At 65.9% G+C, this 24,531-nt stretch carries 24 protein-coding genes, 3 tRNA genes and 1 pseudogene; 12 read left to right on the forward strand and 16 right to left on the reverse strand.

The window, feature by feature from the left end:
• Positions 1 to 154: 154 nt before the first annotated feature.
• The gene (locus SK1NUM_RS13915) at positions 155 to 937 is read right to left on the reverse strand and encodes a hypothetical protein (protein ID WP_212323374.1); all 783 of its coding nucleotides are present in this window, start codon (positions 935 to 937) and stop codon (positions 155 to 157) included.
• A 67-nt stretch (positions 938 to 1,004) separates the two neighbouring features.
• Here SK1NUM_RS13915 and SK1NUM_RS13920 point away from each other — a divergent pair, with 67 nt between their 5' ends.
• The 3 genes from SK1NUM_RS13920 to SK1NUM_RS13930 are packed head-to-tail and all read left to right on the forward strand — an operon-like array spanning position 1,005 to position 2,216.
• A complete protein-coding gene (locus tag SK1NUM_RS13920) occupies positions 1,005 to 1,232 on the forward strand; it encodes a FitA-like ribbon-helix-helix domain-containing protein (protein ID WP_212323375.1) in 228 nt (75 codons plus the stop codon).
• Positions 1,229 to 1,621: a type II toxin-antitoxin system VapC family toxin gene (locus SK1NUM_RS13925; RefSeq protein ID WP_212323376.1), complete on the forward strand. Its 393-nt coding sequence runs from the start codon at positions 1,229 to 1,231 to the stop codon at positions 1,619 to 1,621. The genes SK1NUM_RS13920 and SK1NUM_RS13925 overlap by 4 nt, the downstream gene beginning before the upstream one ends.
• 52 nt (positions 1,622 to 1,673) lie before the next feature.
• Positions 1,674 to 2,216 (forward strand): methyltransferase family protein, encoded by a 543-nt coding sequence (locus SK1NUM_RS13930; protein WP_212323377.1) that lies wholly within the window; start codon positions 1,674 to 1,676, stop codon positions 2,214 to 2,216.
• Between the two features lie 284 nt (positions 2,217 to 2,500).
• Here SK1NUM_RS13930 and SK1NUM_RS13935 read toward each other — a convergent pair whose 3' ends face one another.
• Complete coding sequence (locus SK1NUM_RS13935) at positions 2,501 to 2,740, reverse strand: CopG family transcriptional regulator (RefSeq protein WP_212323378.1); 240 nt, start codon at positions 2,738 to 2,740, stop codon at positions 2,501 to 2,503.
• Positions 2,737 to 2,862 carry a hypothetical protein gene (locus SK1NUM_RS15275; protein WP_263407055.1) on the reverse strand — a complete coding sequence of 42 codons (126 nt, stop codon included), beginning with the start codon at positions 2,860 to 2,862 and terminating at the stop codon, positions 2,737 to 2,739. The genes SK1NUM_RS13935 and SK1NUM_RS15275 overlap by 4 nt, the downstream gene beginning before the upstream one ends.
• Before the next feature lie 27 nt (positions 2,863 to 2,889).
• Between SK1NUM_RS15275 and SK1NUM_RS13940 the strand changes: the two genes are divergently transcribed.
• The gene (locus SK1NUM_RS13940; RefSeq protein WP_212323380.1) at positions 2,890 to 4,095 is read left to right on the forward strand and encodes a hypothetical protein; all 1,206 of its coding nucleotides are present in this window, start codon (positions 2,890 to 2,892) and stop codon (positions 4,093 to 4,095) included.
• Between the two features lie 13 nt (positions 4,096 to 4,108).
• On the opposite strand, the gene SK1NUM_RS13945 is transcribed toward SK1NUM_RS13940, so the two are convergent.
• Genes SK1NUM_RS13945 through SK1NUM_RS13960 form a run of 4 tightly spaced genes read right to left on the reverse strand, consistent with a single transcriptional unit; the run spans position 4,109 to position 8,402 of the window.
• A complete protein-coding gene (locus SK1NUM_RS13945; RefSeq protein WP_212323385.1) occupies positions 4,109 to 5,371 on the reverse strand; it encodes a hypothetical protein in 1,263 nt (420 codons plus the stop codon).
• 8 nt (positions 5,372 to 5,379) lie between these two features.
• On the reverse strand, positions 5,380 to 6,393 hold the full coding sequence (locus tag SK1NUM_RS13950; RefSeq protein WP_212323386.1) for a hypothetical protein: 1,014 nt from the start codon (positions 6,391 to 6,393) through the stop codon (positions 5,380 to 5,382).
• A complete protein-coding gene (locus SK1NUM_RS13955; protein ID WP_212323387.1) occupies positions 6,390 to 7,418 on the reverse strand; it encodes a hypothetical protein in 1,029 nt (342 codons plus the stop codon). Before SK1NUM_RS13955 ends, SK1NUM_RS13950 begins: the two co-directional genes overlap by 4 nt.
• Before the next feature lie 24 nt (positions 7,419 to 7,442).
• Positions 7,443 to 8,402 carry a helix-turn-helix transcriptional regulator gene (locus SK1NUM_RS13960; protein WP_212323389.1) on the reverse strand — a complete coding sequence of 320 codons (960 nt, stop codon included), beginning with the start codon at positions 8,400 to 8,402 and terminating at the stop codon, positions 7,443 to 7,445.
• A gap of 161 nt (positions 8,403 to 8,563) precedes the next feature.
• On the opposite strand from SK1NUM_RS13960, the gene SK1NUM_RS13965 reads away from it, so the two are divergent.
• The 4 genes and pseudogenes from SK1NUM_RS13965 to SK1NUM_RS13980 all read left to right on the forward strand — a co-directional run bounded on the left by SK1NUM_RS13965 (position 8,564) and on the right by SK1NUM_RS13980 (position 11,406).
• Positions 8,564 to 9,175, forward strand: coding sequence for an MptD family putative ECF transporter S component (locus SK1NUM_RS13965; protein WP_212323391.1), 612 nt, complete (start codon positions 8,564 to 8,566; stop codon positions 9,173 to 9,175).
• Entirely contained in the window at positions 9,162 to 9,905 is a 744-nt protein-coding gene (locus SK1NUM_RS13970) for an energy-coupling factor transporter transmembrane component T (protein WP_212323395.1), read from the forward strand. The genes SK1NUM_RS13965 and SK1NUM_RS13970 overlap by 14 nt, the downstream gene beginning before the upstream one ends.
• Positions 9,902 to 10,297 (forward strand): annotated as a pseudogene (locus SK1NUM_RS15530) (ABC transporter ATP-binding protein); the annotation flags it as partial. The gene SK1NUM_RS13970 and the pseudogene SK1NUM_RS15530, both read left to right, overlap by 4 nt.
• A gap of 110 nt (positions 10,298 to 10,407) precedes the next feature.
• Positions 10,408 to 11,406, forward strand: coding sequence for an ATP-binding cassette domain-containing protein (locus SK1NUM_RS13980; RefSeq protein ID WP_212323396.1), 999 nt, complete (start codon positions 10,408 to 10,410; stop codon positions 11,404 to 11,406).
• On the opposite strand, the gene SK1NUM_RS13985 is transcribed toward SK1NUM_RS13980, so the two are convergent.
• Complete coding sequence (locus SK1NUM_RS13985; RefSeq protein WP_212323399.1) at positions 11,390 to 12,748, reverse strand: SMI1/KNR4 family protein; 1,359 nt, start codon at positions 12,746 to 12,748, stop codon at positions 11,390 to 11,392. The two genes, SK1NUM_RS13980 and SK1NUM_RS13985, sit on opposite strands and share 17 nt — an antisense overlap.
• A gap of 329 nt (positions 12,749 to 13,077) precedes the next feature.
• Here SK1NUM_RS13985 and metE point away from each other — a divergent pair, with 329 nt between their 5' ends.
• Positions 13,078 to 15,405, forward strand: coding sequence for a 5-methyltetrahydropteroyltriglutamate--homocysteine S-methyltransferase (gene metE / locus SK1NUM_RS13990; protein ID WP_212323401.1), 2,328 nt, complete (start codon positions 13,078 to 13,080; stop codon positions 15,403 to 15,405).
• 115 nt (positions 15,406 to 15,520) lie between these two features.
• Here the strand turns inward: metE and SK1NUM_RS13995 are convergent.
• Positions 15,521 to 15,593 (reverse strand) — tRNA-Arg (locus SK1NUM_RS13995).
• Between the two features lie 137 nt (positions 15,594 to 15,730).
• Complete coding sequence (locus SK1NUM_RS14000) at positions 15,731 to 17,725, reverse strand: right-handed parallel beta-helix repeat-containing protein (protein WP_212323408.1); 1,995 nt, start codon at positions 17,723 to 17,725, stop codon at positions 15,731 to 15,733.
• Between the two features lie 415 nt (positions 17,726 to 18,140).
• Here SK1NUM_RS14000 and SK1NUM_RS14005 point away from each other — a divergent pair, with 415 nt between their 5' ends.
• On the forward strand, positions 18,141 to 19,217 hold the full coding sequence (locus SK1NUM_RS14005; protein WP_212323410.1) for an ankyrin repeat domain-containing protein: 1,077 nt from the start codon (positions 18,141 to 18,143) through the stop codon (positions 19,215 to 19,217).
• Between the two features lie 105 nt (positions 19,218 to 19,322).
• On the opposite strand, the gene SK1NUM_RS14010 is transcribed toward SK1NUM_RS14005, so the two are convergent.
• Positions 19,323 to 19,412: transfer RNA gene (locus tag SK1NUM_RS14010), tRNA-Ser, on the reverse strand.
• A 128-nt stretch (positions 19,413 to 19,540) separates the two neighbouring features.
• Here SK1NUM_RS14010 and SK1NUM_RS14015 point away from each other — a divergent pair.
• Positions 19,541 to 21,418: an LCP family protein gene (locus SK1NUM_RS14015; RefSeq protein WP_212323414.1), complete on the forward strand. Its 1,878-nt coding sequence runs from the start codon at positions 19,541 to 19,543 to the stop codon at positions 21,416 to 21,418.
• Between the two features lie 40 nt (positions 21,419 to 21,458).
• On the opposite strand, the gene SK1NUM_RS14020 is transcribed toward SK1NUM_RS14015, so the two are convergent.
• Positions 21,459 to 21,546 (reverse strand) — tRNA-Ser (locus SK1NUM_RS14020).
• Positions 21,547 to 21,732: 186 nt separating this feature from the next.
• Between SK1NUM_RS14020 and SK1NUM_RS14025 the strand changes: the two genes are divergently transcribed.
• Positions 21,733 to 22,560 (forward strand): pseudouridine synthase, encoded by an 828-nt coding sequence (locus tag SK1NUM_RS14025; protein WP_212327855.1) that lies wholly within the window; start codon positions 21,733 to 21,735, stop codon positions 22,558 to 22,560.
• A gap of 119 nt (positions 22,561 to 22,679) precedes the next feature.
• On the opposite strand, the gene SK1NUM_RS14030 is transcribed toward SK1NUM_RS14025, so the two are convergent.
• From SK1NUM_RS14030 to SK1NUM_RS14045, 4 genes are read right to left on the reverse strand one after another with little or no spacing between them, the layout of a single operon-like run.
• Positions 22,680 to 23,156, reverse strand: a complete 477-nt coding sequence (locus SK1NUM_RS14030) for a peptide-methionine (S)-S-oxide reductase (RefSeq protein ID WP_212323416.1) — start codon at positions 23,154 to 23,156, stop codon at positions 22,680 to 22,682.
• 60 nt (positions 23,157 to 23,216) lie between these two features.
• Positions 23,217 to 23,666 (reverse strand): hypothetical protein, encoded by a 450-nt coding sequence (locus SK1NUM_RS14035; protein ID WP_223927637.1) that lies wholly within the window; start codon positions 23,664 to 23,666, stop codon positions 23,217 to 23,219.
• 13 nt (positions 23,667 to 23,679) lie between these two features.
• Positions 23,680 to 24,057: a type II toxin-antitoxin system VapC family toxin gene (locus tag SK1NUM_RS14040; RefSeq protein ID WP_212323418.1), complete on the reverse strand. Its 378-nt coding sequence runs from the start codon at positions 24,055 to 24,057 to the stop codon at positions 23,680 to 23,682.
• A 17-nt stretch (positions 24,058 to 24,074) separates the two neighbouring features.
• Complete coding sequence (locus tag SK1NUM_RS14045; RefSeq protein ID WP_212323420.1) at positions 24,075 to 24,299, reverse strand: ribbon-helix-helix domain-containing protein; 225 nt, start codon at positions 24,297 to 24,299, stop codon at positions 24,075 to 24,077.
• Positions 24,300 to 24,531: the final 232 nt, after the last annotated feature.

The raw sequence follows: 24,531 nt of genomic DNA on the forward strand, positions 1-24,531 counted from the left end.
GTACGGGCGTTGATAACGCGCACCCTGGTGACGAAGCCCTGTGACCCTGGGGACAACCATGTCCGTCAAGCAACACTGCACTATCCTGGCGCGCAACTGGTCAGCTGAGCTAAACAGTCGGGGGCTAGGAAACATCCTCTGAGAGAAACCGGAATCACCCCGACTCGTGGGCCATCACTATCGGTTTGCATCGATGATCCTCCGCGCGACTTTCACCGACTTCGAGCTGCTCTTGCGGTCTGCCAGTGCGGTGACGGCGGGCAGGCTGGGTTTTACCCCTGCGGTTTGGACCTCCGGCAGCAGGTGTAGGACGATTCCCGGACCCCGGTGGTGATGACCGCGCGGATGGCGTGCTGGCCCCGTGGCATCCCGGAGGTGTGGGCCGTGACACATCAGTCATGGTCGCTCTCCAGCTGGGCGGCGAGGATGTGTTTGCAGACGCCGCGGGTACCCTCGTGGCCGCGCCACCAGGTGCAGATGCAGCTGGCCGGATCGGTGCGCACGACGTACTCGCCGTTGTCGCCTTGACGCGGAACACCCCCGGATGCCCGGCGAAGGACCGGACCACTCCCGTGGACACCAGATGTTTCGCATTCCTCAGGCGGGGATTGTATCTCTCGGCACACCCTGCGTCGCTGGGCAGCTCCCGGTGGAAGTAGGCCTGCTCGTACAGGTCGAAGCCGACGCGGCCGTCGGCGGCGAGTTTCGTCAGCAGCGCGCCCTCACCGGAGAAGCCGCAGTAGTGCTCGACGGTCAGCATGAATGTGAGCCGGCCGTGGGGCAGCCCGAACTCCCAGACGGAGGCAGCCAGTGGCACCCGGGGATGACCGCAGACACGCAGGCCGGTGATCTGAGGACTGAGGCGGCGGGCGGCCCGGAGCCGGTTGAGGCCCTCGGCATAGACGGTATTCCTGCCGGGGCGCAGCGTCGGTTTCACCCCAAAGCGTCGACGATCCTGCAGCCTGCTCCACAATGATTTGATTGCATATTGCTAGCATGTCTGTATGGCGACCCTTTACATTCGCGACGTGGCCGAGGACGTGGCCAAGGAGCTGAAGGAGCGGGCGGCGACCGAGGGACTATCCCTGTCGGCTTACGTTGCTGCGCAGCTCACAGCAATCGCCTCCCGGCCTACGAACGAGCAGGTCATACGCCGCCTGCGGACCCGCGACCGGTCCACCGGCCCGGACACGGCTCAGGTGGTGGAGGCTGTGCGGGCAGGGCGGCGGTGATCGTCTTCGACGCCTCGGCGATGGTCGAGGTGCTCGTGGGCAGCGATGCCGACCCACGTCTACTCGACATGCTGGAGGACGACCTCGCCGCTCCCCACCTACTCGACGTCGAGGTCCTGTCCGCGCTCCGCGGAATGGTGCTCGGCGGGGTCCTCGCGGCCGACCGCGCCAACGAGGCCCTCCAGGACTACACCACCCTCAGCCTGACCCGGTATGGGTCAGAGCCGTTGATCGGCAGGATCTGGGAACTGCGGAACCAGTACACGAGCTACGACGCCACATACCTCGCCCTGGCCGAGGGATTGGATGCGCCCGTGGTGACATGCGACGCGAAGCTCAGCGCGGGTGGTCACCAGGCTGAGGTCATCGTCCTGCCCCAAGGCAGTTGACGGCCTAGCCACAGGCAGGATCGACCGTCCGCACCGCGGGTAGGCTTCAGCCATGAACGGACGCAAGCACAGCTGCACCGGGGCGGAAAACCCCCAGCCCGGGGAAAAGCAGCAGGCCGAGGGCGGCCCGCGGATGCCTCCGGCGGTCCTGCTGGCTGCGGCGGGATTGGCGCAGGCCGTCATCTCCCGGGGCCGGCGTGCGACGCCATGGTCCCTGGCTGTTGGCCTCCCGGTCCTCGGGGTCTCAGCATGGCTGCTGGCGGGCAGTCTGAGAAGCTTCCTCCGCAGCCGGACCACCGTCAACCCCCACAGAGCCGGCGAGGCGACGTCCCTGGTGGTGGACGGCCCCAACCAGTTCACACGCAACCCCATGTACGTGGGCATGACCGGCATGCTGCTGGCCCACACCGTGGCGCGCCGGCACCTAGCGTCGGCAGTGCCGGCGCTCGTGTTCTGGTGGCTCATCGACCGCCACCAGATCCCAGCCGAGGAGAAAGCCCTAGAAGACCGCTTCGGACGTGCATACCGCGACTACCAGCGACGCGTCCCCCGCTGGCTGGGCCGGCGCTCTGCCAGGACGGCGAAGTCCTCGTGACGTTTCCCGCGCTCGCCCCGGACGTCCCCTGGCTTCAGATGGCTGCAGGGGCACTAACCCACGCAAAGCGGCCTGCCGAACTCGATTCAATCCAGCTTAGCGCCTCAGCCGCGCTCAACGGGGAAGCCGCCACACGTGGATGCGTACTGATGCGGACGAAAGCGCCCAGTGTCTGCCACGGAAGACCGACCCGGGTGTTCCCGTTCAGGGCCGAGGTCAGCCATTCCGCAGCCGCCAGGTGATGTGCAGAAGCCTCGTCAACGGCGTAGAGGAGGATATTGGCGTCAACGATCACCGGGCTGCCCATCGTCTTCCAGGGCATCCAGGAGGTCCCCGATATTGGAGACATCGAGACGGAGCCCTAGCCTGCCGCTGCGGTGCACATAGGGTACGGGAGATTCATCCGTCCTCATGCCTCTGCGCGCGAGCACATTGATTGCCTCACTGGGGCCCAGGCCAGCCTCCCGGCGAAGACGCTCTACCTCAGCGTAAACATCGTCTGCAATGTTGACTGTGGTCCTCACCCGTCCACCTTAACGTCATGATGCTTGCCCGGGATCATCAGATCACCACCACTCATCAGCGACATTTCAGACGCGTCTGCCGCCACAAAGCGCCGACTATCTTGCAGGCCGACGGTGGCCATGCGCTCGCCGGCTGGCAGTATCGGGGTATGGCGATTTTCATCAACATCCTGCTGGTGCTTCTCGCTCTGGCGCTCATCGGGTTGGCTATCTGGGGGATCGTCCGCTACCGCTATGTAAAGTCGTTGAAGGCGCTGGGCTGGGAATTCGACTCGAACCCGCCCATCGACGTCGCCAACGGACTCAACGTGCCGCCGTTCGGCATCGGCTTCGGTCGCTCAGTCGACGACGCCATCCACGGCGCCTCCCGCGACCAGGCGACGCCTTTCGTCGCCTTCAAGTACCGCTGCACGAACTGGCGCAGCGCCGGCTATGTGGTGCGGATGCCGCTGCCCGCGCCCTACCTGCCCGGCGAGGTCACCGGTCCTGCCTGCTCGGCGGACCTGCCGCTGGCCCCCGCCCCAGTCCAGTACGGCGCCGCGACGGCCACCGCCCCCGACCCTCGGGTGGCGCAGGCCTACGGGGCCGCGCTGGCTCCCCAGCTGCAGGGACCCTGGCGTCTCAGCATCGACCACCAGGACCTGGTGCTCATCGACGCCCCGAAGAAGGCTGAGGAGCTGGCGGCGGTCGTCGAGGTGATGGCGCAGGCTCGCGGTGCCCTGCTGGCGCTGCCCCACGAGCAGTTCGCCGGGCCTCCCCCACCGCCCGGGCTCAGCGTCTACGGACACGACGACTGGACCTATCTACCCCGGGACGACTCCTACCTGCAGCAGATCGGGCACACCACCGGCGGCAGCAACCACAAGGCGAAGGACATCATCTACGGCACGGCGGCGAACATCTCCTTCCTGCGGCTGACGCACACCTGGGAGACGACGTACACCACCACCGACGGGCAGGGGAACACCCAAACCCACACCGAGCACCACGAGGAGATGCTGTGCGAATTCCGTCCGGGATTCCCCTTCATGGACCTCTCCGCCAACTGGGGATTCTTCGGCAAGAAGCAGAAGTTCGAGTGGGAGGAGTTCAACCGGCAGTTCAAGATCCGCTCCGCCAATCCTCGCTTCGCCTCCGACGTGATCCACCAGCGCCAGATGGAGTACCTCATGGCGTCGGGCCCCGTCAGCTTCAACATCTCAGAGGGTCGCATCCTCATAGGTGGCGACAATGACTGGTGGCCGCAGAACATCGAGGCGGTGCTGTCCTTCCTCGTCGGCTTCTTCGGACGCGTGCCCGACTTCGTCTGGCAGAACCTGGGTGCCTGGCCCCGCCCAGTCCCGGAGGTGCGCTAGGAGCGCAGCAAACTCACCGGCCGACAGTCGTCTCATTCATGACAGATCCGCCTGGTTCACTGGCACCGTCCTTGATGTGCTGGCACTCTTCACGCCTACCTGCGCTACCAGGCCGGCGGAGGGCGACGAGACCAGCTATCCGACGTCGGCACATCCAGAGCGCGACCACGCCCGGCACCAGGGCGAGCAGCCAGAACAACCAGAACCAGGGCTGCGGTGAGGGAACGTCCAAGGCCGCGCCCAGCGGGGCTGATCGCGCCCAGGCGACGAAGGCGTCCCCGACCGGCATGAGCCCCAGGGCGAAAGCGGCGCCAGAGCCCATCGGCAGCGGCAGGCCCAGCAGGTCGGCCTCCCGGTCCAAGACCTTCGCGAGCTCAAGGTCGCCGTTGCGGCGGGCGGCGGCCAGGGTCACCGCCGAGGCGCTGGCCGACACCCCGGCAACCAGCGGGCCGGAGTCCACGTCCCCGTCGTCGGCGACGCCGCGTGGATACTCCCGGACACCGACCAGTCCCAGCTCCGAGACGACGAACTGCTCCTTGAAGACCCGCCACTCGCGGGCGGCCCGGACGGGGTCGATGTCAGGCAGGAAGGCCTGGATGATCGCCTGCGACGACCCTCTGGCCACGTCGCCACCGCGCCGGTGGACCAGCAGGCCCGAGGGATCGCGGTGGGTTTCCACGGCCGCGAACCACTGCCTCGTCACGGCCGGCAGCCCGGGCAGCTCCACCAGTCCCGCCGCCCGGTGGGCCGCCGCCAGGGCGACCACCACGTCGCACGGCCAGGCCCGCCCCGGGTAGGAGGCCGGCAGCGGGTCAGCCTGGAGGGCCGTCAGGATCCGGCGGGCCTCGGTCTCCACCTCCGCCCGCTGGGCGGGGTCGCCGGTCAGGGCCGCGCGGTCGACCAGCAGCAACAGCCGCCAGCCGTGGTAGAAGGCACCGTGCGGAAGCGGGTCGCCAGCCCCGAACCGGTCCACGACCTGCGACGCCCCGGTCGCCGCGATGGCCTCCTCAAGCAGGGCGAGGTTGTCCGCTGGGTCGACGCCGTCCCGGGCAAGCCTGCCCGCCGCGAGCCCGGACAGCGCCCACTGGAAGAACTCCCCCTCTGGGAACAACCGCTGCATCTCAGGCGCGGCCCGGGGGTTCACTCGGCGCAGCCAGGTCAGCTGGCTGGAGACGGCCTGGGTCCCGCGGATCCCGGGGATCGCGGCCCGGGCGACGTGCAGGGTCGCCAGCAGCGAGGCCAGGCCCAACAGCAGGACCACGGCCCTCTTCAGCATCCGCCGCATCACTGGCCGCCGTCCGTGATGCCGCGGCGCACCAGGCTGGCCGGCAGGTAGTACAGCGAGAGCGACTCCAGGACCCGCCGGACCTGCTCCAGCGCCACAGCCCGCTCCCCGTCGTTCGTGGTCTTGGCGGCCAGCCGGGCCGCCTTCGCCGCGCGGTCCGCATCTGCCCTGGCCTCGGCAGGGAGGTGCCGCATCCCGGCGGTCTCCGCGTGGTCGCGGGCGGTGACGTAGCTGATCTCCAGCTCCGCAGCCAGGTCGTCGAGGTCACCGACCGGGAGGGTGTCGCCCTCCAGGTCGTAGCGGGAAAGCAGCACCAGGAATTCCGAGGTCAGCGGAGCGGAGGAGTCGAACAGGGCCGCATTCTCGATGCGATAGACCAGGTCGGAGTAAAGCCGTCCGTACTCCTCCTTGAGGTCCTCCACGCGTTTGACGATGTCAGCCCGCCGCTGGGCGTCCGTCGGCAATTGCGGATGCTCACCGCGACTGCGCGCCAGGGCATATCCGACGATATTGCTGCCGTCCAGTCGCATCTCACCTGCCGCGGCGATCTGGGTGGTCTTGGTGCCGGAGCGCCGGCCCCGGGAATACATCAAGGAGATCAGGACGCCATACAGCGGCGTGATGAACGTCAGGTACAGCGGGTTGAGCACGCCCACGACCACGATCAGCGCCAGTCCGCCGACGATCGCCGCCAACCGCTTGAGGTTCGCGGGATTGCGCAGGGAGAAGGCCTCCGATCCCCATTGGATGGGTGGGATCGCGATCATTTCGATATCGCTGGATTTCGCCACCTCGCTCATCAATGCGCCGAGGTTGTCCTGCGGGCTGTAATAGGGAATCGGGTGATCGGCTTTGGAGATGGGAGCGTAGAAGACAAAGTTGTTCTGTCCTGAATTTCCCCGGACACTGGCCAGTATCTCCTCTTTGTCTTTGACCAGCACCAGCAGGGAAAGTTTGTCGACCGCGAACATGCTGGTGTTCAGGGGGACCCGCTGCCACAGCTCAAAGGTCATTTCTCCTCCACCCGGCCCTCTTCCACACTGCGGCGGCCCGGCAGCGCCAGCAGGGCGCGACCCTCCAGCATGCGCCGCACTTGGCTGGGACGGGGCAAATAGTAGAGGGCGAGGGAGTCGAGGATACCGGTCACCTGTTCTAGGGCCGCTTCCCGCTCCCCCGGGCTGTCGGTGCCGGCGGCAACCCGCGCGGCCTTGAGCGCACGGCCCGCCGGTTCCCGGGCCTCCTCAGGCAGATGCCGTAGCCCCACCGCCTCGGCATGGTCTCTGGCGGCCTCGAAGGCGACGCGGACCTCAGCTGCCAGGGTTCCCAGCTCGGACCCGTCGAGGGTCTCGTGGGTCGTGTCCCACCGGATCAGGGCGGTGGTGAGGTGCCGGGTCAGCTCGTCGGCCGGGTCGAAGAGCGCGGGCGTCTCGATGCGGTAGGCGAGGTCGGTCAGCAGCCGCCCGTATTCCTCCTTGATGCCGTCCACCAGCGCGACGGCGGCTCTCGCGGCTGGACGGTCGTCGAGGAGGGTATCCAGCGCATAGTTTCCCTCGCCAGTCGCATACACCTGCCGTAACGCGGGCCACCTCGCCAGCAGCGGCACCGCCCCGGCGACCACAGCGACGAACAGGAGCGCAGCCAGCAGGCCCTGCCAGGTCTGCCAGATGCCGGTCCCCAGGCCGAACACCGCCAGCGAGGTGAAGACCATGCCGGCGACCGCCCGGACCAGAAGGACTCCCGGCCGGAACCGGTGAGCCACCACGCCCTCCGGGAGGGCGAAGGCCCGCACCGGCCGGGACGTCAGATGAGCGACAACCAGGTCGCCCAGCTCAAGCCGGCTGGGCGCCTCCAGGAACTCCGGCGTGGCCCCGGCCCGCGACATCAGCAGCTTGACCATCTCGCCCTGCCGTCCCCGGATGGTCAGCACCCGCAGCGACGTGTCCTCGAACTCGATGACCACGGGCGAGGTCAGCTCCCCCAGCTGGGTTTCGAACCGCACTGGCCTCAGGTCCAGAGGCGGCGGGGAGTCACCAGGCATCTTTCGAGGGTAGCCGCAGGCAGGTCAAGGTCGCCAGGGATTCGCTCGTTCTTGACGATACTCACTCGGTGACATCCCCGTCTCGCTCCGGAACATCTCCGAGAAGCTGGATGCGCGGCTGTATCCAACAGCCCGAGCAATCCCCTGGACTGTGGCCTCAGGCTGTCTCAACAGCACCTCGGCCCGCTCAACCCGGGCGCGACGCACGTAGCGGGTCAGCGACAACCCCGTCACCACCCGGAAGCTCTCCTTGAACTTGGTCGGGCTCATGCAGGTCTCCCAGGCCAGGTCGGCGAGGCGCGGCACCGCGGCCGGGTCCTGGTCGATGTGCTCGACGATTCTGAGAATCTGTTCCCGGTCACGTCGGGGCAATGATCTCCTCCGCCCAGTCTGCTGGATCCTGGTGCGCTCGATGATCAGTCCCATCGCCTGGAGCACCTTGCCCTCGTAGTAGAGGCTGCTGCGCCGTTCGTCCCCGGCGAGGGGCCACAGTCCCTGCAGCAGGGAGCGCAGCTCCGGAAAGTCGGTCATGTCGCTCAGCGAGACGAAGGCGTCACGGACGTGCTCGAACTGTCCACCGTACTCCTGCTCCAGGTAGTCGCGGGACATCGCAAGCTTCACCTCGATGCCAACAGACCGGACCGGCACCCCGCCGCGGATGCGACCGCGCCAGGCCCCGTCGCTGTAGAAACCCCAGAGGCTCTTCGGCTGGATGCGCCGTCCCGTCGTCAGATCCTCTCCCGCGATGGAGTCATGCCAGGTGACGGAAAGGTACTCGGGCAGAGGGAATCCCAAGATCATGTCGTGGACGAGGGTGAAATCGTGGATGGCGATCTGCCAGCCGTCATGCGGGGCCAGCACGTGGAAGAAGCCAATCGCGCCTTCCTGGGAGGAGTAGGACCGCCACAGCGGGCAGAACCCCTCAGGCGAGGTGACCTCATGGAACCCGGAGACCCTGAGGGATCCGCCGTGGATGGTGTCCATACCCAGCTGCTCCTATCGACAAGCCACGGCCGCAGTGCGGCGATCAGACGCCGTGCAACGGCGCCCGGACGCATCCTGCGCCGGTCAAGCTCCGTCAACCCAGTGTGAACCATACGCTGACCCAGAAAATTCGTTAGGCAAACCTTAGGAGGCAGACTGCGATGAAGACCATGACGGGTGCACAGCAATCGGGGCTGACGGCGCGTGACCTGGTGATCACCGGGATCTTCACAGCGCTCCACCTAGTCTTCATGATGGCCGGGGGCGGGTTCTTCGCCCCGAATCCCGTACTCACCTTCCTGATGCCTGCGGGTGCAGCACTGCTCACCGGGCCGGTCTATCTGCTGCTGATCGCCAAGGTTCCCAAGCACGGCCCGGTCATGGTCCTCGGTGCCATCGAGGCGATCGTCATCTTCGTCACCGGCATGTACTGGCTGTGGGCGGTGGCGCTGTTCGCGCTGGGGATCGTGGCCGACCTCATCGCCGGTGCCGGGGACTTCCGGAACCGGAGCCTCAACCTACTGAGCTTTGTGGTGTTCTCGCTGAATCCCCTGGGCTCCTACCTGATGTTATGGATCACCCCTGCCGCCTACTCCGAGTACCTCACCGGCCGGGGTTCCAGCCAGGACTACATGGCCACCATGACCGCCACCGGAACCGGCTGGGTGCTGGCCGGAATGATCATCTTGAACGTGGTGTGCGCGCTCATCAGCGGCATGGCCGGCCTCAAGCTGCTGCGCAAACAGTTCGAGAAGGCCGGTGTCACGGCCTAGCAACCCGAGGCACGGGAGGCTGCGTCTTGATCCCCGGACGAAGCTGTTCCTCCTCTTGGCGTGCGCCCTGGCCGTGCTGCTGTCGCCGTCGCACTGGTATGAGCTGGGCCTGATGGCTGCCGTCGCCACCCTGACGGCAGCGCTCGGACGGCCTGGGATAGCCACGCTGCTGGCCGCCGGATATGCCACGCTGATAGGAGTTTCCGTGCTAGCGCAGCCTCTCGACCTGGGAATCTTCACAACCACGGTCGTCTCGTTCCTGGTGATGCTGCGGAAAGTGCTGCCGTGTGCACTGCTGGGCGCGGGGGTCGTCGCGACGACGCACGTCAACGAGCTCATGGCGGCGTTCTCCCGGATGCGCGTGCCCCGGGCCGTGACCATTCCCCTCGCAGTGATGATGCGTTACCTCCCAGCGATCCGCGAGGACTGGCGACATCTACGGGACGCCATGCGGATACGCGGGATCTCGCTTGGCCCGTCCGGTTTCCTACGGCACCCGGCCCTCACGGCGGAATGCCTCTACGTACCCCTGATGATGAGCGCATCCGTTCTCGCCGACGAGCTCTCGATGGCTGCCGTCGCCCGCGGGATCGAGAACCCGGCACACCGGACCTGCTACACCCACATCGAGTTGCGGGCCATCGATGTGGCGCTGATGACGGCCGGGGCACTCGCCGTCCTGGTCGCGCTTGCCCTGCCCATGGCCGGCCTGCCGGGAGGCGTCGGATGATCGAGCTGCGTGACGTCACCTTCACCTACCGGCAGGCCGACCCCACCCCGGCCTCTGAGGCCCCAGGGGTCCGTGGGATCGACTTGACGGTGAGCGACGGCCGGTGCGTCCTGGTCTGCGGAGCGTCAGGATGCGGGAAAACCACCATCACCCGGCTGGCGAACGGGCTCGCGCCCGCTTTCTTCCCCGGGGAGCTCAGCGGGCAGGTGCTGATCGATGGCGAAGACTGTGCCGGGCTGGAGAGCTGGCAAGTGGCCGAGCGCGTCGGGTCGGTGTTCCAGAACCCGCGGACCCAGTTCTTCAACGTCGACTCCACCGGCGAGGTCGCCTTCACGCTGGAGAGCATGGGCTGGCCTGAGGAGAAGATCCGGGAACGCACCGATGCCACCATCTCAGAACTCGGATTGTCTACGCTGGCAGATCGTTCAATCTTCTCCCTCTCCGGCGGCAGAGACAGCGCATCGCCTATGCCAGCGCCTGGGCCGCGCACCCGCGGAACCTGGTGCTGGACGAGCCGACCGGGAACCTCGACCTGGAGTCGATCAGGGCCCTGCGCGGCTACCTGCTCGACGCCAAACGCAAGGGGGCTGCGATCCTGGTCACCGAGCACCGGCTGTGGTGGCTCCTGGACGTCGTCGACGAGGTGGTGGTCATGGCCGGCGGGGGCATCGCCCAGCGGCTGGCTCCTGTGGAGTTCGCTGCTCTGGACTCCTACGGGCTGGCCGGGCTAGGGCTACGGACCACAGATATCCGCGAAGTCCGCGCGACCTCCCCCCGAGGCACGGGAAGCTCCCCGGAACCGTTCCTCCAAGCCCGGGGGCTGCGAGCACGCTATGGGAGGCAGGAGGTGCTGCATGGCGTCGACCTAGAGGTGCGGAGCGGGGAGACCGTGGCGCTGACCGGCGGCAACGGCGCGGGGAAGTCGACGCTCGCGCGGGTGCTGTGCGGACTGCACCGGGCATCGGCGGGAACAATTCGGATGCGTGGCGGTGCAGCCTTCGTCAAGGACCGGAACCGGGCCTCGGCCATCGTCTTCCAGGACGTCGGGCATCAGCTGTTCGCCAACTCCGTCCAGGCCGAGGTGACCCTGGGGCTGCCCAAGGCCCGGGTGCCGTCGGCAGAGCACACCCAGGAGATCCTGGACTGCCTGGGCTTGGCGCAGCTGGCTGGACGGCATCCCGCCACGTTGTCGGGCGGGCAGAAGCAGCGACTGGCCATCGCAGCCTGCATCGCCAGCGGCAAGTCCCTGCTCATCCTCGACGAGCCCACCAGTGGCCTCGACCTGGTAGGCATGCGGGCGGTGGCTGGACTGGTGAGGGAGCTGGCGGCCGCAGGCCATGCCCTGCTGGTCATCACCCACGACGCCGAGTTCGTGGCAGCCTGCTGCCAGCGTGTGATCCGGCTCGCGGAGGGCCGGGTCGCCACCGATATCCCAGTCTATGAGGACGACCTGGTCTGGAACCTGATGACCGCATCCAGGGAACCTACTTCGAAGGGTTGAAGACGGTGCTCGGCACCCCGCACTGGTCGTAGAGGGCCTCGCAGGCGTGGCAGGGCCCGACGGTTGTCCCGTCAGGTCCTTTGATATTCACCCGGAAGTCTGACCCCAGCAGGTTCTCAACGTCGTCGTAGTGGCGGGCGGCCTGCACCAGCATCTGGTACGCCGCGTCAACCCGGTATTCCCACTGGGCAAAGGGCCCGCCGCCGCGGATCGCATTGTCGAGCCAGGCCTCGTACCAGGACGCGAACCCAGGGGCCACCTGCTTGACGTCATCATCGCAGGCGCGGGAGTCCAGCCACACCGATCCGTCGCCGAGGTTGAGAAGCCAGCTAGCACCACAGCCGGCAGCGGCCAGGTGCAGCCAGCCATCCTCGAAGTGTTTCAGGTCGAGTCCGTAGCCGGGCCCGGCCCCAGAAGCGGCGATCGTCTCCAGGTACCAGCGGGCATCGGGCGGCAGCGGCCCCCAGGAGGCCAGTTGCGCGGGTGTAGCGGGGACGCCGAGCCTCATGCCGTGGTGACGGCCTCCCAGCCAGCCGGCCTCGCCCTGGGGACTGTCGCCGGCGGCACGCAGCAGGTCGAGGGTGCGCTGCAACGACTCGCGGGTCAGGGGCGGGGCAGGCTCGACCGGCGCCAGGATCGCCCATTCACGCAGCATCCGGTAGCCCGATGCCTGGGTGGGGAGGTTGTCCCAGACGGCACACGCGGGAGCCCAGTCACCGAGACCGTATTTGACCTCGGAGGAAATCGTCGGCCCGATGCCCAGGAAGCACCCCAGCGGGATGACGTCCCCGGACCGCGACGCGGGGAGGGCCCCGCTGGCCAGCACCGCCCTCGTCAGGGCCTGGGATCCCCCGATCTGCAGACGGCAGGCCGCCAGCTCGTCGCTGCCAATCCCAGCGCCCAGACCACGGTCCAGACGGCTCATCGTCACCAGGTAGCGCCGCCCGCCGACGGTGGCCTCGAACTGCTCGACGTCGGGGTCCTGCGTGTTGATGAGGTCGGCGCGGCCGATCCCGGTCAGCAGCACCGGGCCGAACGCGCACGCCCAGTTGCACCCCGCCGCGACGAGCGCGTGATGCATATTCTCGCCGTAGCCGCTGGCGGTGACCGTCGCCCCGTGCGGACCGAGCGCCCCGCCCCGGATGATCAGCATGATGAACGTCCCGTGCGGCAGGACCTCCTGCATCGAGTTGATATGGCACTCGATCGTCGGCAGCCCCTCCCCCAGCACCACGACCTGGTCGCCGTCCTGCTCGGCGACCCTCGCGTTGATGAAGTGACTCGCCACCACCTCAGCGAGCAGATGTTCGGGGCTGGTGTTGGGCTCGTTGAGATCGCTCATGACACGAGCATGCCGCACTGGCGGATCACCAGCTCCACGTCCCCCCACGACGTGACAGCCCCGCTGAGGTCGCCATCCCAGCATCCGGGATCCGGTCCGCCGCAGGCACGGGTCAGGCACACTGGGCCCATGACCGGGCCGTCGATCACCACCCGCACACGCCGCGGGAATGCTCGCGCCCGAATGCGCGCCTGACCTGAACCAGCTCCGCCCACGCACATACGACGGCGGATGTTTCTTGAGCAAAACCCTGGCATGTCCCATCGGCATACCTGCTGCTGGGCGCTCGCGTGCCACCCCACAACCACGTACCACACCCAGGAGAACCCATGCCTCCATTCCCCTCAGCCTCCATCCTCGCCTATCCACGCATCGGCCGCGGCCGCGAACTGAAGAAGGCTCTCGAAGCCCGCTGGGCCGACCGGATCAGCGACGCCGCCCTGCTCGATGCCCAGGCCCAGCTACGCAAGACCAACCTGGCGCGCCTCGTCGAACTCGGACTCGGCGCTTCGGATGCCTCGCTGGCCGACGCGCCGTCGCTCTACGACCAGGTCCTGGACATCACACTCCTACTCGGGGCGGTCCCGGAGCGCTTCCGCGGCCGCGAAGGCCTCGACCTGTACTTCACGCTGGCACGCGGCGACGCGGGGGTGGCGCCGCAGGAAATGACCAAATGGTTCGACACCAACTACCACTACCTCGTCCCCGAGATCGGACCACAGACCCCCATCTCCCTCACCGACAATACGATCGTCCGGCAGTTCACCGACGCGCTCAGCTGGGGGTACGTCACCCGCCCGGTCCTGGTCGGCCCCGTCACCTATCTTGCGCTCGCGAAGGCCAGCACAGACGCGCCTAAGGGATTCGATCCGCTCTCCCGGATCGACGAGGTCGTGGCCGCCTACGCGGACGTGCTGCGTGCACTCGCCGCAGCCGGCGCCCCATGGGTGCAGCTCGACGAACCCGCCCTCGTCTCGGACAACCTCGGGCACCCACGCGCAGAGCTGGCTAAGACAGCAGGACGAGCGTATCGGACTCTTGCTGGGGCGCAGGCTGGAGTGGAGCGGCCCGCGATCCTCGTGACGACCCCGTACGGCGACGGCACCGGTGCCGTGGCGGCGCTGGCCGCCTCAGGCGTCGAGGCCATCCACGTGGACGCGGGGCGCGGTCGGCTGCCGGCTCCGGGTAGCGCCGACCTGTCCGGCGTGACCCTCGTCGTCGGCGCCATCGATGGCCGCAACATCTGGCGTGCCGACCTCGCCCGGGCACGGGATCTCCTCGATCAGGCCCGCGCGCTCGGGGCCGCGCGGGTTACCGTCGCCACCACGAACTCTCTGCAGCACGTCCCCCATGACACCGGGCTTGAAACCTGGGACGACGAGGAGCTCGACCGCAACCTCCACGCGTGGCTGGCCTTCGCGGACCAGAAGGTCGGCGAGGTCGTCACGCTCGCCCGCGGCCTCGACCTGGGCTGGGACGCGGTGGCGAACGAGATCGCCGAGTCCTCCCGGGTGCTCGCCGAGCGCGCCCAGGCGCCCGGCGTCGTCCGGCCCGAGGTCCGTGAACGCGTCGCGGCCCTGGCGGAGGCGGATCGCCGGCGCGAGGAATTCCCGGCACGCGAGGCCGCGCAGCGCGAACGCCTCGACCTGCCGGACCTGCCGACCACGACCATCGGATCTTTCCCGCAGACGAGCGAGATCCGCAGGACCCGCGCGGCCAATGCCCGCGGGGAGCTCTCCGACGCCGACTACGTCAAGCGGATGAAGGCCGAGATCGCATCGGTCATCAGGCTGCAGGAGGAGATCGGCCTGGATGTCCTGGTCCATGGCGAGGCCGAGCGCAACGACATGGTCCAGTACTTCGCGGAACTCCTCGACGGCTTTGCCGCGACCCGCAACGGCTGGGTCCAGTCCTATGGCTCGCGCTGCACCCGCCCGTCGGTCCTGTGGGGAGACGTCGCACGCCCGCAGGCCATGACCGTCGAGTGGGCCACCTACGCGCAATCCCTCACCGACAAGCCCGTCAAGGGCATGCTGACGGGACCGGTGACGATCATCGCGTGGTCCTTTCCGCGCAATGACCTGCCGCTTGGACAGGTCGCGGACCAGATCGGGCTGGCCCTGCGCGACGAGGTCGAGGAGCTTGAGGCTGCGGGCATCGGCGTCATCCAGGTCGACGAACCGGCCCTGCGCGAGCTGCTCCCCCTCGATGCGGCGCACCACGGCGACTACCTGGCGTGGTCGGTCGGCGCCTTCCGCGCGGCGACGTCCTCCGTGCGGCCAAGCACCCAGATCCACACGCACCTGTGCTATTCGGAGTTCGGGCAGATCATCGACGCGATAGCCGGCCTTGATGCGGACGTCACCTCCATCGAGGCCGCCCGCTCCAGGATGGAGGTGCTGCCTGAGCTATCCAGGCACGGCTTCGACCACGGCATCGGGCCCGGCATCTGGGACATCCACTCTCCGCGCGTCCCCTCCGTCGAGGAGCTGCGTGAGCTCATCACGCTCGCCGCCGAGTCGGTTCCCGCCGGCCGTCTGTGGGTGAATCCGGACTGCGGCCTCAAGACCCGCGGCTACGCCGAGACCGAGGCGTCCCTGGCCAATCTCGTCGCCGCAACCCGTGAGGTCCGCGGGCAACGGGAAACCGGACGCTAGTGTCAAGAAAGCTGGGGCGGCGAGACCTGTGGGTCCTCGTCGCCCCGGCTGAGGAAAACGGAGGCTTTGATGCTGGTCTTTCAGATCGCTCGGACTGGGTGAGCCGATCTTCACGCGCGCTCGGAGGGACTCGAACCCCCAACCTTCTGATCCGTAGTCAGATGCTCTATCCATTAAGCTACGAGCGCTTGGGCGAGAGGTAACTATACGCGCCCCCAGGACGCTTGGCAAAACCCCCGGACGCCAGCAGCGAAAGCACATACCACCCGGAAACCCTGTGCCCCGCCGGCGAACCGACGGGGCACAGACAGGGGTCTAGCGAATGTCAGCCGCCAGCCTTCATCATGGGGTTGAGGAGGGCACCCCGGTTAACGGGCGTCCCGGCCTTGACACTCTGGCCGCTCGGGTCGATCGCCTTGGCGACGTCCTCCGGCAGCGGCTTGCCTGAGTTCTCGGCGGGGCTGCCGGCCTTGATGGTGTAGTCGCTCTTCTTGTAGTCGTTGTTGTTCCCGGCCTCCGACACGAAGTACGGATTCTCCTGACGCGACCCGAAGGTGTCGAGCGAGTTCGCGTCCCGTCCGTCAATGCTGGAGCTGACCCGGGAGTCCTTGGAGATCTCAGCCGCGGACTTGTAGACCTGATCTATGGGATTGCCACCCGGGTAGTCCCACGTGAACAGCCCCGGCTCATTCTGCTGGCTGCTGCGGTAGTACGCGTTGTAGTCGAATCCCTTGAACATGTCGTTGGTGGTGACGACGGTGCCATCCTGGTTGGTGGCGCCAGTGGTGCGCACCGGATAGGCGTAATAGGGCTCGCTGCCGTCATTCGACACCCAGGCGCGGGACGAGATGATGTTGTTGTACATCTCAATGTTCTTCAGATCCCACGGCAGCTTCTTGCTCATCGACCATTTCTCCGGGCTATTGCATTTGCCATCGGAGAAACTGTTGCAGCCATTGATGCGTGTATCTTCGAACAATTCGAATGGCTGGAATGTGCGCGATATCGAATTGTTGTAGACCTTGACATCATTGCTGCTGGAGATGCCGATTCCCTTGCCGCTGCCCTCGATGATATTCGAGGCGATGACGCCACTGCCGGACACCTCGTAGAAGATGGCGTGCGGCACATTGGTGAAGAAGTTCCCCGTCACCGTCGTGTTGATGCACCCCTCATCACACCAGAAGGACGGAGCACGGTATTCCTTCGCATTGGCGGCGTCCGAGGAGTCACGGCCCAGCTGCGAGTAGTCGACGATGTTGTCACGGAAGGAGAAGTTCTCTATGTGCGTGACCTTGATGTCCGAGACGGTGCAGAAGGCCTTGCACACCGTCCCACGAGCCTCGAAACCCGCGGCATTGTTGTTCGTGAAGGTGTTGCCCTCATACGAGGAGCCGTGCGCCTTGTTCGCTCCGGCACCATTGGCCCCGTTGTCGATGAACGTGTTGCCGACAACGCGCGTCCCCTCAGCCTGGTCGAGGTTGAGTCCGATGGTTGAGCTCTGGGCGAAGATCGAGTCCTGCACCACGGAGTTCGCCTGGTTGACCGACGCCGCCGAGGTGCCGTTGAGACCTGGGTATTTCACGCTGTCGAAGCCCCACTCCTGGACGGGGGCGTACTGGGAGACGTTGATGCCCTTCCAGGCGAAATTCGCACCCACAGACGTGAAAGCCCGCGGCCGCTCGGAGATCTCGGTGGTGCCCGCCGTCGGGTCGGAGCCGACGTAGTAGGTGATCTCGTCCTCCGCGCCGTAGTTCAGGCCGGCCTTGTTGTTCTTCGGGTCTTTCGCCGTGGTCGGCGTCTTGTCCTCGACGAAGAAGGTACCCTCCGTGACCTCCTCCTTGGACGCGACCTGGCGGAGTGGCTTGTCATTGATGAAGACCTGTTCGGGATAGGCGGCCAGACCCTCCACGCTGGGATCAACATTGACTGTGCAGACATGGCACATATTGTTGAATTTGCCCGTGGTCTTCCAGGCTTTACCGTCCTTCGCCCACTGCGAACCCTCGACGACATCACTGCCCTTCAGCCACACCTCGGCATGAGGCGCCGCCTGAATTGTCAGGTTCGGCTTGTTGACGAAGAAATGGGCCTCACGATAGACACCACTCTTGACGACGATGGTGTAGCCATCGCTGGCCTTTTTCACCGCGTCGCCGATATTGCGAAGGGGCGCGGCCTCGGTTCCAGGATTGCTGTCACTGCCGTCCGTCGCCACCCACAGGACATTGCTGTCCGGGACAGGATAATTCGTATCCTTGAACTGATAGACACTGTTGAGGCGATCTGCCGCCTGAGCCTCCGGGACAGCATGCACCATCAGGCCCCCACCTCCCAGAGCAAGAGCCATGGCCGCAGCGATCATCCCTCGTGGAAACCGTCCACGTAGCTTCTCACGCAACATACATTCTTCCCACCTTTCCGGTTACGCATGAGACCCACTTCATTTGGCAGTCAATGTCATATAGATTTCATATTCAGCATCGAATTACACACAGCCATGAATGAATCTCATATATTTGCTTTTGCTAACTTTACTCTATCATGCGACAGGTTCACCCCTCAGAAACTACCCATTCAGCACCCAATATTCCGGGTCAGATATATCACAAAGAAATCTATCTGAACCACCAAGAAGAAATCAGATTATGCCGGCATGGACAACGCTAAACAGCAGCAAGTACAATGTGGCCAACCGACCAGCGCAGGCCACCAAAAACTCAGAGGAGAGCATCATGCCTCAATTAAGCAATATCCTTCCCGCTGGAATCGCGGATCTTCTAGCCAGCGGCGACCTCGAAAAGATATCCGCAGACCTCTCACACTGCCAGGTCGGAGCCCGGGAAGATGATTACTATCAGAAGTCTCTACTACATTTCACTCCGTGTCCCGACGAGGTGGTGAAATGGCTCGTCGAGCGTGGCGAGGACATCAACGCAGAGGACAGGTACGGCGATCGCCCTCTACACACCCGTGCCGCCCGGCAGACGGAACAGATCCCACTGCTGCTGAGCCTGGGAGCCGACGTCGATGCCTCCGATCACCATGGCAGAACCGCTCTGCACACAGCCGCTGAGCTACATTCCCTGGAGGCCATAGAATTTCTCCTTGCCGCTGGCGCGGATGCCACTCGGCGTGCGAGCGGATGGCCCGTGGAGGGCTACAGCGCCATTACCTTTGTGCTGCGTAGCGGGGAAACCTATCTGGCCAGGTGGATGCTCCCCGTCGTCGAGCGGCTCATGGCTGCTGGGGCTCAGCTCACCGGCGAAGAGGCCTCCCTGCTCAGACCCATCGGCAAGGATTTCCAGCGCGCCCTCGCCTGCGGTCATCGCGGCGAGGCGCTCGACGCAACCAGCGAGGCTCTGGATCGCCTATTCGAGATCTGCGAGGTTCCGCCCGTCGCTCCGATCCATATCCACGACGGGGTAAGTCGCATTGATGTGCCGCAGGGGACGTGGAGGCAGGCGTACAGCGCCTTGTGGGATTCGCTTGTGCCTGGGTCGGGACGCGCAGCTACCGCTCAAGGAGAGGTGATCCGCATCAGCGGAAAGATCGGGAACGAGATTCTCGGCAACGGTGGGGGCAACTGGGATGATGCCTACGATGCCCTGGCTGAGGGAATGTGCGACATCCTCGCCTCAGGAACGCCGCTGCCCCGAGAACAGCTCACAGAGGCAAACGACCTAACAGATGTCCTGATGCAGGGGATCATAGATGAGCATGCCGTCAACCGCGTCAGTGAACTCGCCGTCGCCTGGGTCGCGCTGAACCCGGATCCGATTCCGAATCCCCTGCCTGATGTCGGGCGGTAACCTGACACCAGGCAAGGTGCGCTTCCCGCCCGATAGACGAATAGAAGAAATAGAGATGAAAAGGTCCCCGGTCCTGCGACCGGGGACCTGGGCTGAACACCTCAGCGGAGGTGGCGGGATTTGAACCCGCGATGGGATTAAGTCCCAAACCCGCTTAGCAGGCGGGCGCCATAGACCGGACTAGGCGACACCTCCATGTAGGCCCAAAGCCTAGCCGAGGCACGACGGCACCAGCAAATGGGGTTCTGGCCTGCTGGGTGACTGTCATCCATTCATCCGACTGGCAAGTACACTGAGCCGCAGTATGGAAGGGAGGACGTGTCTTGTCCGACAGCAAGAGGTTCCCACGGATCTACCGCGGCGGTAACCCCGGACGCCAGCGCGACGACGTCACACACGAGTTCAGCGACGAGTCCGAAGCCGAGCGAACCTCCATCCGTCCACACAAGACACCATCCGGCAACAGCAGCCGGAAGTCCTCCACATCCCGGAGGAAGCCCAAAGACTCCGCCAGAGATTCGCAGAGCAGGAAGACCGCCTCGTCGGCTTCGCGTGACGGCAGCAGCAAGACGAGGTCGTCCAAGGACAGCGACCACAAAACCACCCCCAAGCACGCTGCCGGCGCGAAAGGACCATGGCACGACTCCTTCCGCCGCAGCGCCGCCCTAACCGCAGCCAGCGCAGTCCTGCCCGGAGTCGGCCTACTAGGTGCCAAGTCTCGCTGGGCCAAGATCCTGGGAATCCTGATCCCATCAGGCTTCCTACTGCTCCTGGTGCTGCTGGCCTGGCAGGCCATCACGAACACGAAAAGGGTCCTGGGGTGGGTGGCCAGCCCCAAGGCGCTGGTCGTCATCATGATGGCCCTGATCATCGGTGCCATAGGGCTGCCTCTGCTGATCGCCACGACCCACCTGCTGACCAGGCCACGCGGCCTGGAGATGGCGAAACGAGGCATCGGGGCCGGCCTGGTCGTCGCCCTCACCTTCGTCACCTCAGCACCCCTAGCAGTCGGCGCCCGCTACACCCTGTCACAACTGGATCTGCTGAGTAAGGTCTTCCGCGAAGGCCCTGCGCCTGGCCAGCCCACCATCGACCCGGGAGCGGCTAATCCGTGGGAGAACACCCCTCGCGTGAACATCCTGCTGCTCGGCGCCGATAGCACGGGCAGCCGCATCGCCGACAACAAGGGCAGCTATATTCCCCGCACTGACACCATCATGGTGGCCTCCATCAACACCTCGACGGGCGACACCGCCCTGATCCAGATCCCCAGGAATGTGCAGCACACGCCATTCCCGGCGGGCAGCAAGCTGGAGCAGCTGTTCCCCCGTGGTTTCCGGGGGGCCGGAAACGAGCAGGAATGGTTCGTCAACGCTATCTGGGAACGGACCGTCAGCGGGGACATGCCGCAGATGGCCGAGGCCGTCTCCTCAGCCCCCTATCCCGGCGCGGAAGCCCTCAAACAGGGAGTGGAAGGCATCACCGGACTCCACATGGACTACTTCGCGCTAGTGAACATCGACGGCCTACAGGCTCTGATCGACGCCATGGGCGGGGTCAGGCTGAACGTCAACCGGAAGCTCCCCATCGGTGGCGACCATTCCACCGGGGCCAGGCCCCACGCCTGGCTGGATTCCGGCCCCGACCAGCTCCTCGACGGCTATCACGCCATGTGGTACGCCCGCAGCCGCTTCGACTCCAGCGACTATGACCGCATGGCCCGACAGTCCTGCCTGGTCAATGCAGTCATTAAACAGGCAAATCCAACGACGATGGCCACCTCCTACGAGGCCATCGCCCAGGCCTCCTCGGAGATGGTAATGACCGACATCCCCCGGAACGTGGTGGAGCCGCTGACGGGACTGGCTTTGAAGGTCAAGGACGGCAATGTCTCACGGCTGGCCTTCGTGGATGGCAACCACGGCTTCATCTACGGCAACCCAGACTTCGCTGAGATGCGCAGGACCGTGCAGTCGGTCATCGACCCGTCCTCGGTCGCGAATGAGCCGACAGACAGCAGCACAAGCGCAGCGCCCACATCCTCTGCGGCTCCCAGCACGGCCAAGCCGTCAGCAACCTCGACTGCCCCATCCCAGCCTGCCCAGACCAACCCACAGCAACCCTCGGGCGCACCGTCGGCATCTGAGTCCCCGGCTGGGGAACAGGTGTCGGATGCCTGCGCCTATCATCCCGAGGGGTGAGGCTAGGAACAGGGGACGTTCTCTGAGCTGTGGCTGTGCGTGGCGGCGAGAGTGGGATTCGAACCCACGGAGAGTTGCCCCTCGGCCGCTTTCAAGGCGGCTGCACTAGTCCACTATGCGATCTCGCCGTGCGGGTTGTGTCCGCGTCGACCATCCTAGCCGGTTGGCGGCGAGGTGGCCGAATCGTCCGGTATGCCGATTGATCCGCGACAATGGTGGCCATGCCTCCGAAGTCGCCGCTCCCACCTCGGCATGGGTTGCAGGCTGCGTGGGTGCGGACCCTGGATCGTGGGGCGCCCGCGCCGTGGGTGACGATGCGGGAGTTTCTGCTCGACAAGCTGGGGCCGGGTCGTGACTCGGTCGATCCGATGCTGGCGCGCGGCGATTTCGTCGACGAGCATGGCGTCCCGTGGCGGGGCGATGAGCCGTACCGGCCGAACACCTTCATCTGGTTCCACCGGGAGCTGCGGCCGGAGGCGGAGGTGCCGGGGCTGCTGGAGGTGCTGCACCGCGACGAGCGGATCGTGGTGTTCGACAAGCCGCATTTCCTGTCCACCATCCCGCGGGGACGGCATGTGCTGCAGAGCGCCGTCGTCCGGGGACGGGCGGCGACGGGCCTGCCGGAGTTGTCGGCGGCGCATCGTCTCGACCGCGGCACGGCTGGGGTGCTGCTGATGACCGCGCAGCGGCGGTGGCGGTCGGCGTACCAGGACGTGTTCGCGCGCCGCGAGGTGCGCAAAGTCTACGAAGCCATCGCCCCGTTCGACCCGGACGCCAGCTTCCCGCAGGTGGTGCGGTCGCATCTGGTCAAGCGGGTCGGGGTGCTGCAGGCCGAAGTCCTGGACCTGCCGCCAAACTCGGAGACGTGGATCGACGTGATCGAGGTGCGTGGTTCCTGGGCGCGCTACGAGGTGCGTCCGCTCACGGGCAGGACGCACCAGATCCGCGCCCACTTCAACCAGCTCGGACTACCGCTGCTAGGGGATCCGCTCTACCCGGAAGTCGCGGACGTGGGCATCGATGACTTCGGCACCCCGCTGCGCCTGCTGGCCCGGGAGCTGTCCTTCACCGACCCGGTCGACGGCAGCCCGCGCCATTTCGTTTCAGCCCGGCAGCTGGCCTGGCCAGAGGACCCCATCTGAAACCGTCGATTCAATCAATCCCCTGAAGGGGCGCGCTCTGATGGCGGCTCTTGAGCACGGTCCCTGTGGCTCCTGTGGCCAGCGGCAATCCGTAGGAGGTGCCGACGACCCGCAGCAGGTCACCGTCGGTACTTCGTCAGCAACTCTCGTGGAATGTGGCAGGGGTCGTCGGGGCAGCGGGCCAGGTGATCCTGGTGCTCGTCGGCGCTGCAGATGAAATTGGTCAGCGGAAGAACTTCGACGACAATCCGGCCCGCGTCGCTGCGGCCGTCGATGAAAGCCCGCGCCTCTGCCAGGTGCGCCGGGTTCTGCGAGTACACCCCCGTCCGGTACTTCTCCCCGACGTCCGGCCCCTGCCGGTTCACGCTGTAGGGGTCGATGATCTCGAACAGGTGCCCGACGAGTTGAGCGACACTGACAGCGACCGGGTCGAAGCGCGTCCACACGCACTCGACATAGCCGTCGTAGGGACCGTCGAGACTGCAGCTGGCGCCATTGGCCCGCCCAGCCTCCGTCTCGACCACCCCAGGCAGGGTGGACACGAATGCCTGCACACCCCACAGACACCCGCCCGCCAGATAGATCTCCTCACTCATCGACGAGAAAGCCTAGTCAGCAACCAGGGGCGGCGGAGGCCAGGGAAAGGCCACGAATGTCTACGCGAGTTTCTCCCACGGCCGGAATGCGCCCAGCAGCGCAGCTACCAGCAGTACTTGGATCGCACCAATTCCGCCCCACAGTGCGTGCATCCACTGGAAAGAGTCCAGCACCAGGCACTCTCCGGCGATCCATCCGAGCATGACAGCGCCGGCGATCGTGTGCGCCGCAGGCAGCCAGGAACGCCGTCGCAGATGCACGACTACGGCCGCCCACTGCACCACGCCGACAGCCCCGAGCAGCAGCGCCGCCAGCCCCGTCTGTTCCACGAAGGGCGTGCCCTGCAGCATGGGCGCGAACCACTGGGGCGCTAGGAGAAGCTCAACCATCCCCACCCACGCAGACAGCCCCTGAAAGATGGCGAACCCCAGCAGACAGCCGCACAGCGCTCTTATGGAAGGCACGTCGTTGCGGCCGTCGCGGGAGGTTTGACTGGTGAGGTGGGGCATGCGCTGGGTGCTCTCACACGACAATCAGGGAAAGAGTGGGATCAATCGTACGCAGATCATCAGGATCAGAAGTGACCACGGTCTGGCCCTGCTCCCGAGCATGCAGCGCCACGTGAACATCCACGACGTCCGGATGCCCGGTTCGTCCACACAACAGCCCAACGGCTCGGGCCGTCGTATCGTCCAGCGGCGGCACGTTCACCGCAGGATCACCGAGCAGGCGAGCCACACGCGCCTGCCGGGGCCCGCCACGCCACGATTGCGCCACAACGCCAGCGGGCACTGAGAACCCGATGCCACTTTCGAGGGCCCGCCGTAGCAACGCCCGCACCCTGGAGTCGCCTCGCTCAAGCGCGAGCAGCGCCCCGGTGTCCAAAGTCAGCCCAGTCACCCTGCCGCACTTTGTCATCACAGACCCAGCGCCTTGTCAGCCCAGGCCAGGTCATCAGCGCTCACCTCACCCAGTTCACGGTCCAGGTCATCCAACAACTGCGCCAGGCTGTCCTCACGCTCTGCCCGGGCAACAGCCGCACTGATGAAACCGGACACGGACACCGCCCTACCTTGCTCCACGGCACGACGAATCGAGTCGACTTGCTCGTCCGGCAGGCTCACCGCAATCTTCCGAGTCATACCGTCAGACTACCGGAGGGGCCATCACAGTATTACCAGCACACCTTTAGGCTCATTGATCGTGCGCAGCAGGACTGGGAAAGGCAGTCCGGCGATCTGACAACTCGCATAGAATCGTGTCATGCGAGCTGTGACCGTCGAGGAGCCCAGGGCATTGAGGCCCTGAACATTGAGCAAACCCCACACCGCAGCCCAGGTAGATGCCGCCCGCTCCGGTCGATGAATTCCTCAA

Origin of the sequence: Arachnia rubra, assembly GCF_019973735.1 — a bacterium.
GTDB classification, from domain to species: domain Bacteria; phylum Actinomycetota; class Actinomycetes; order Propionibacteriales; family Propionibacteriaceae; genus Arachnia; species Arachnia rubra.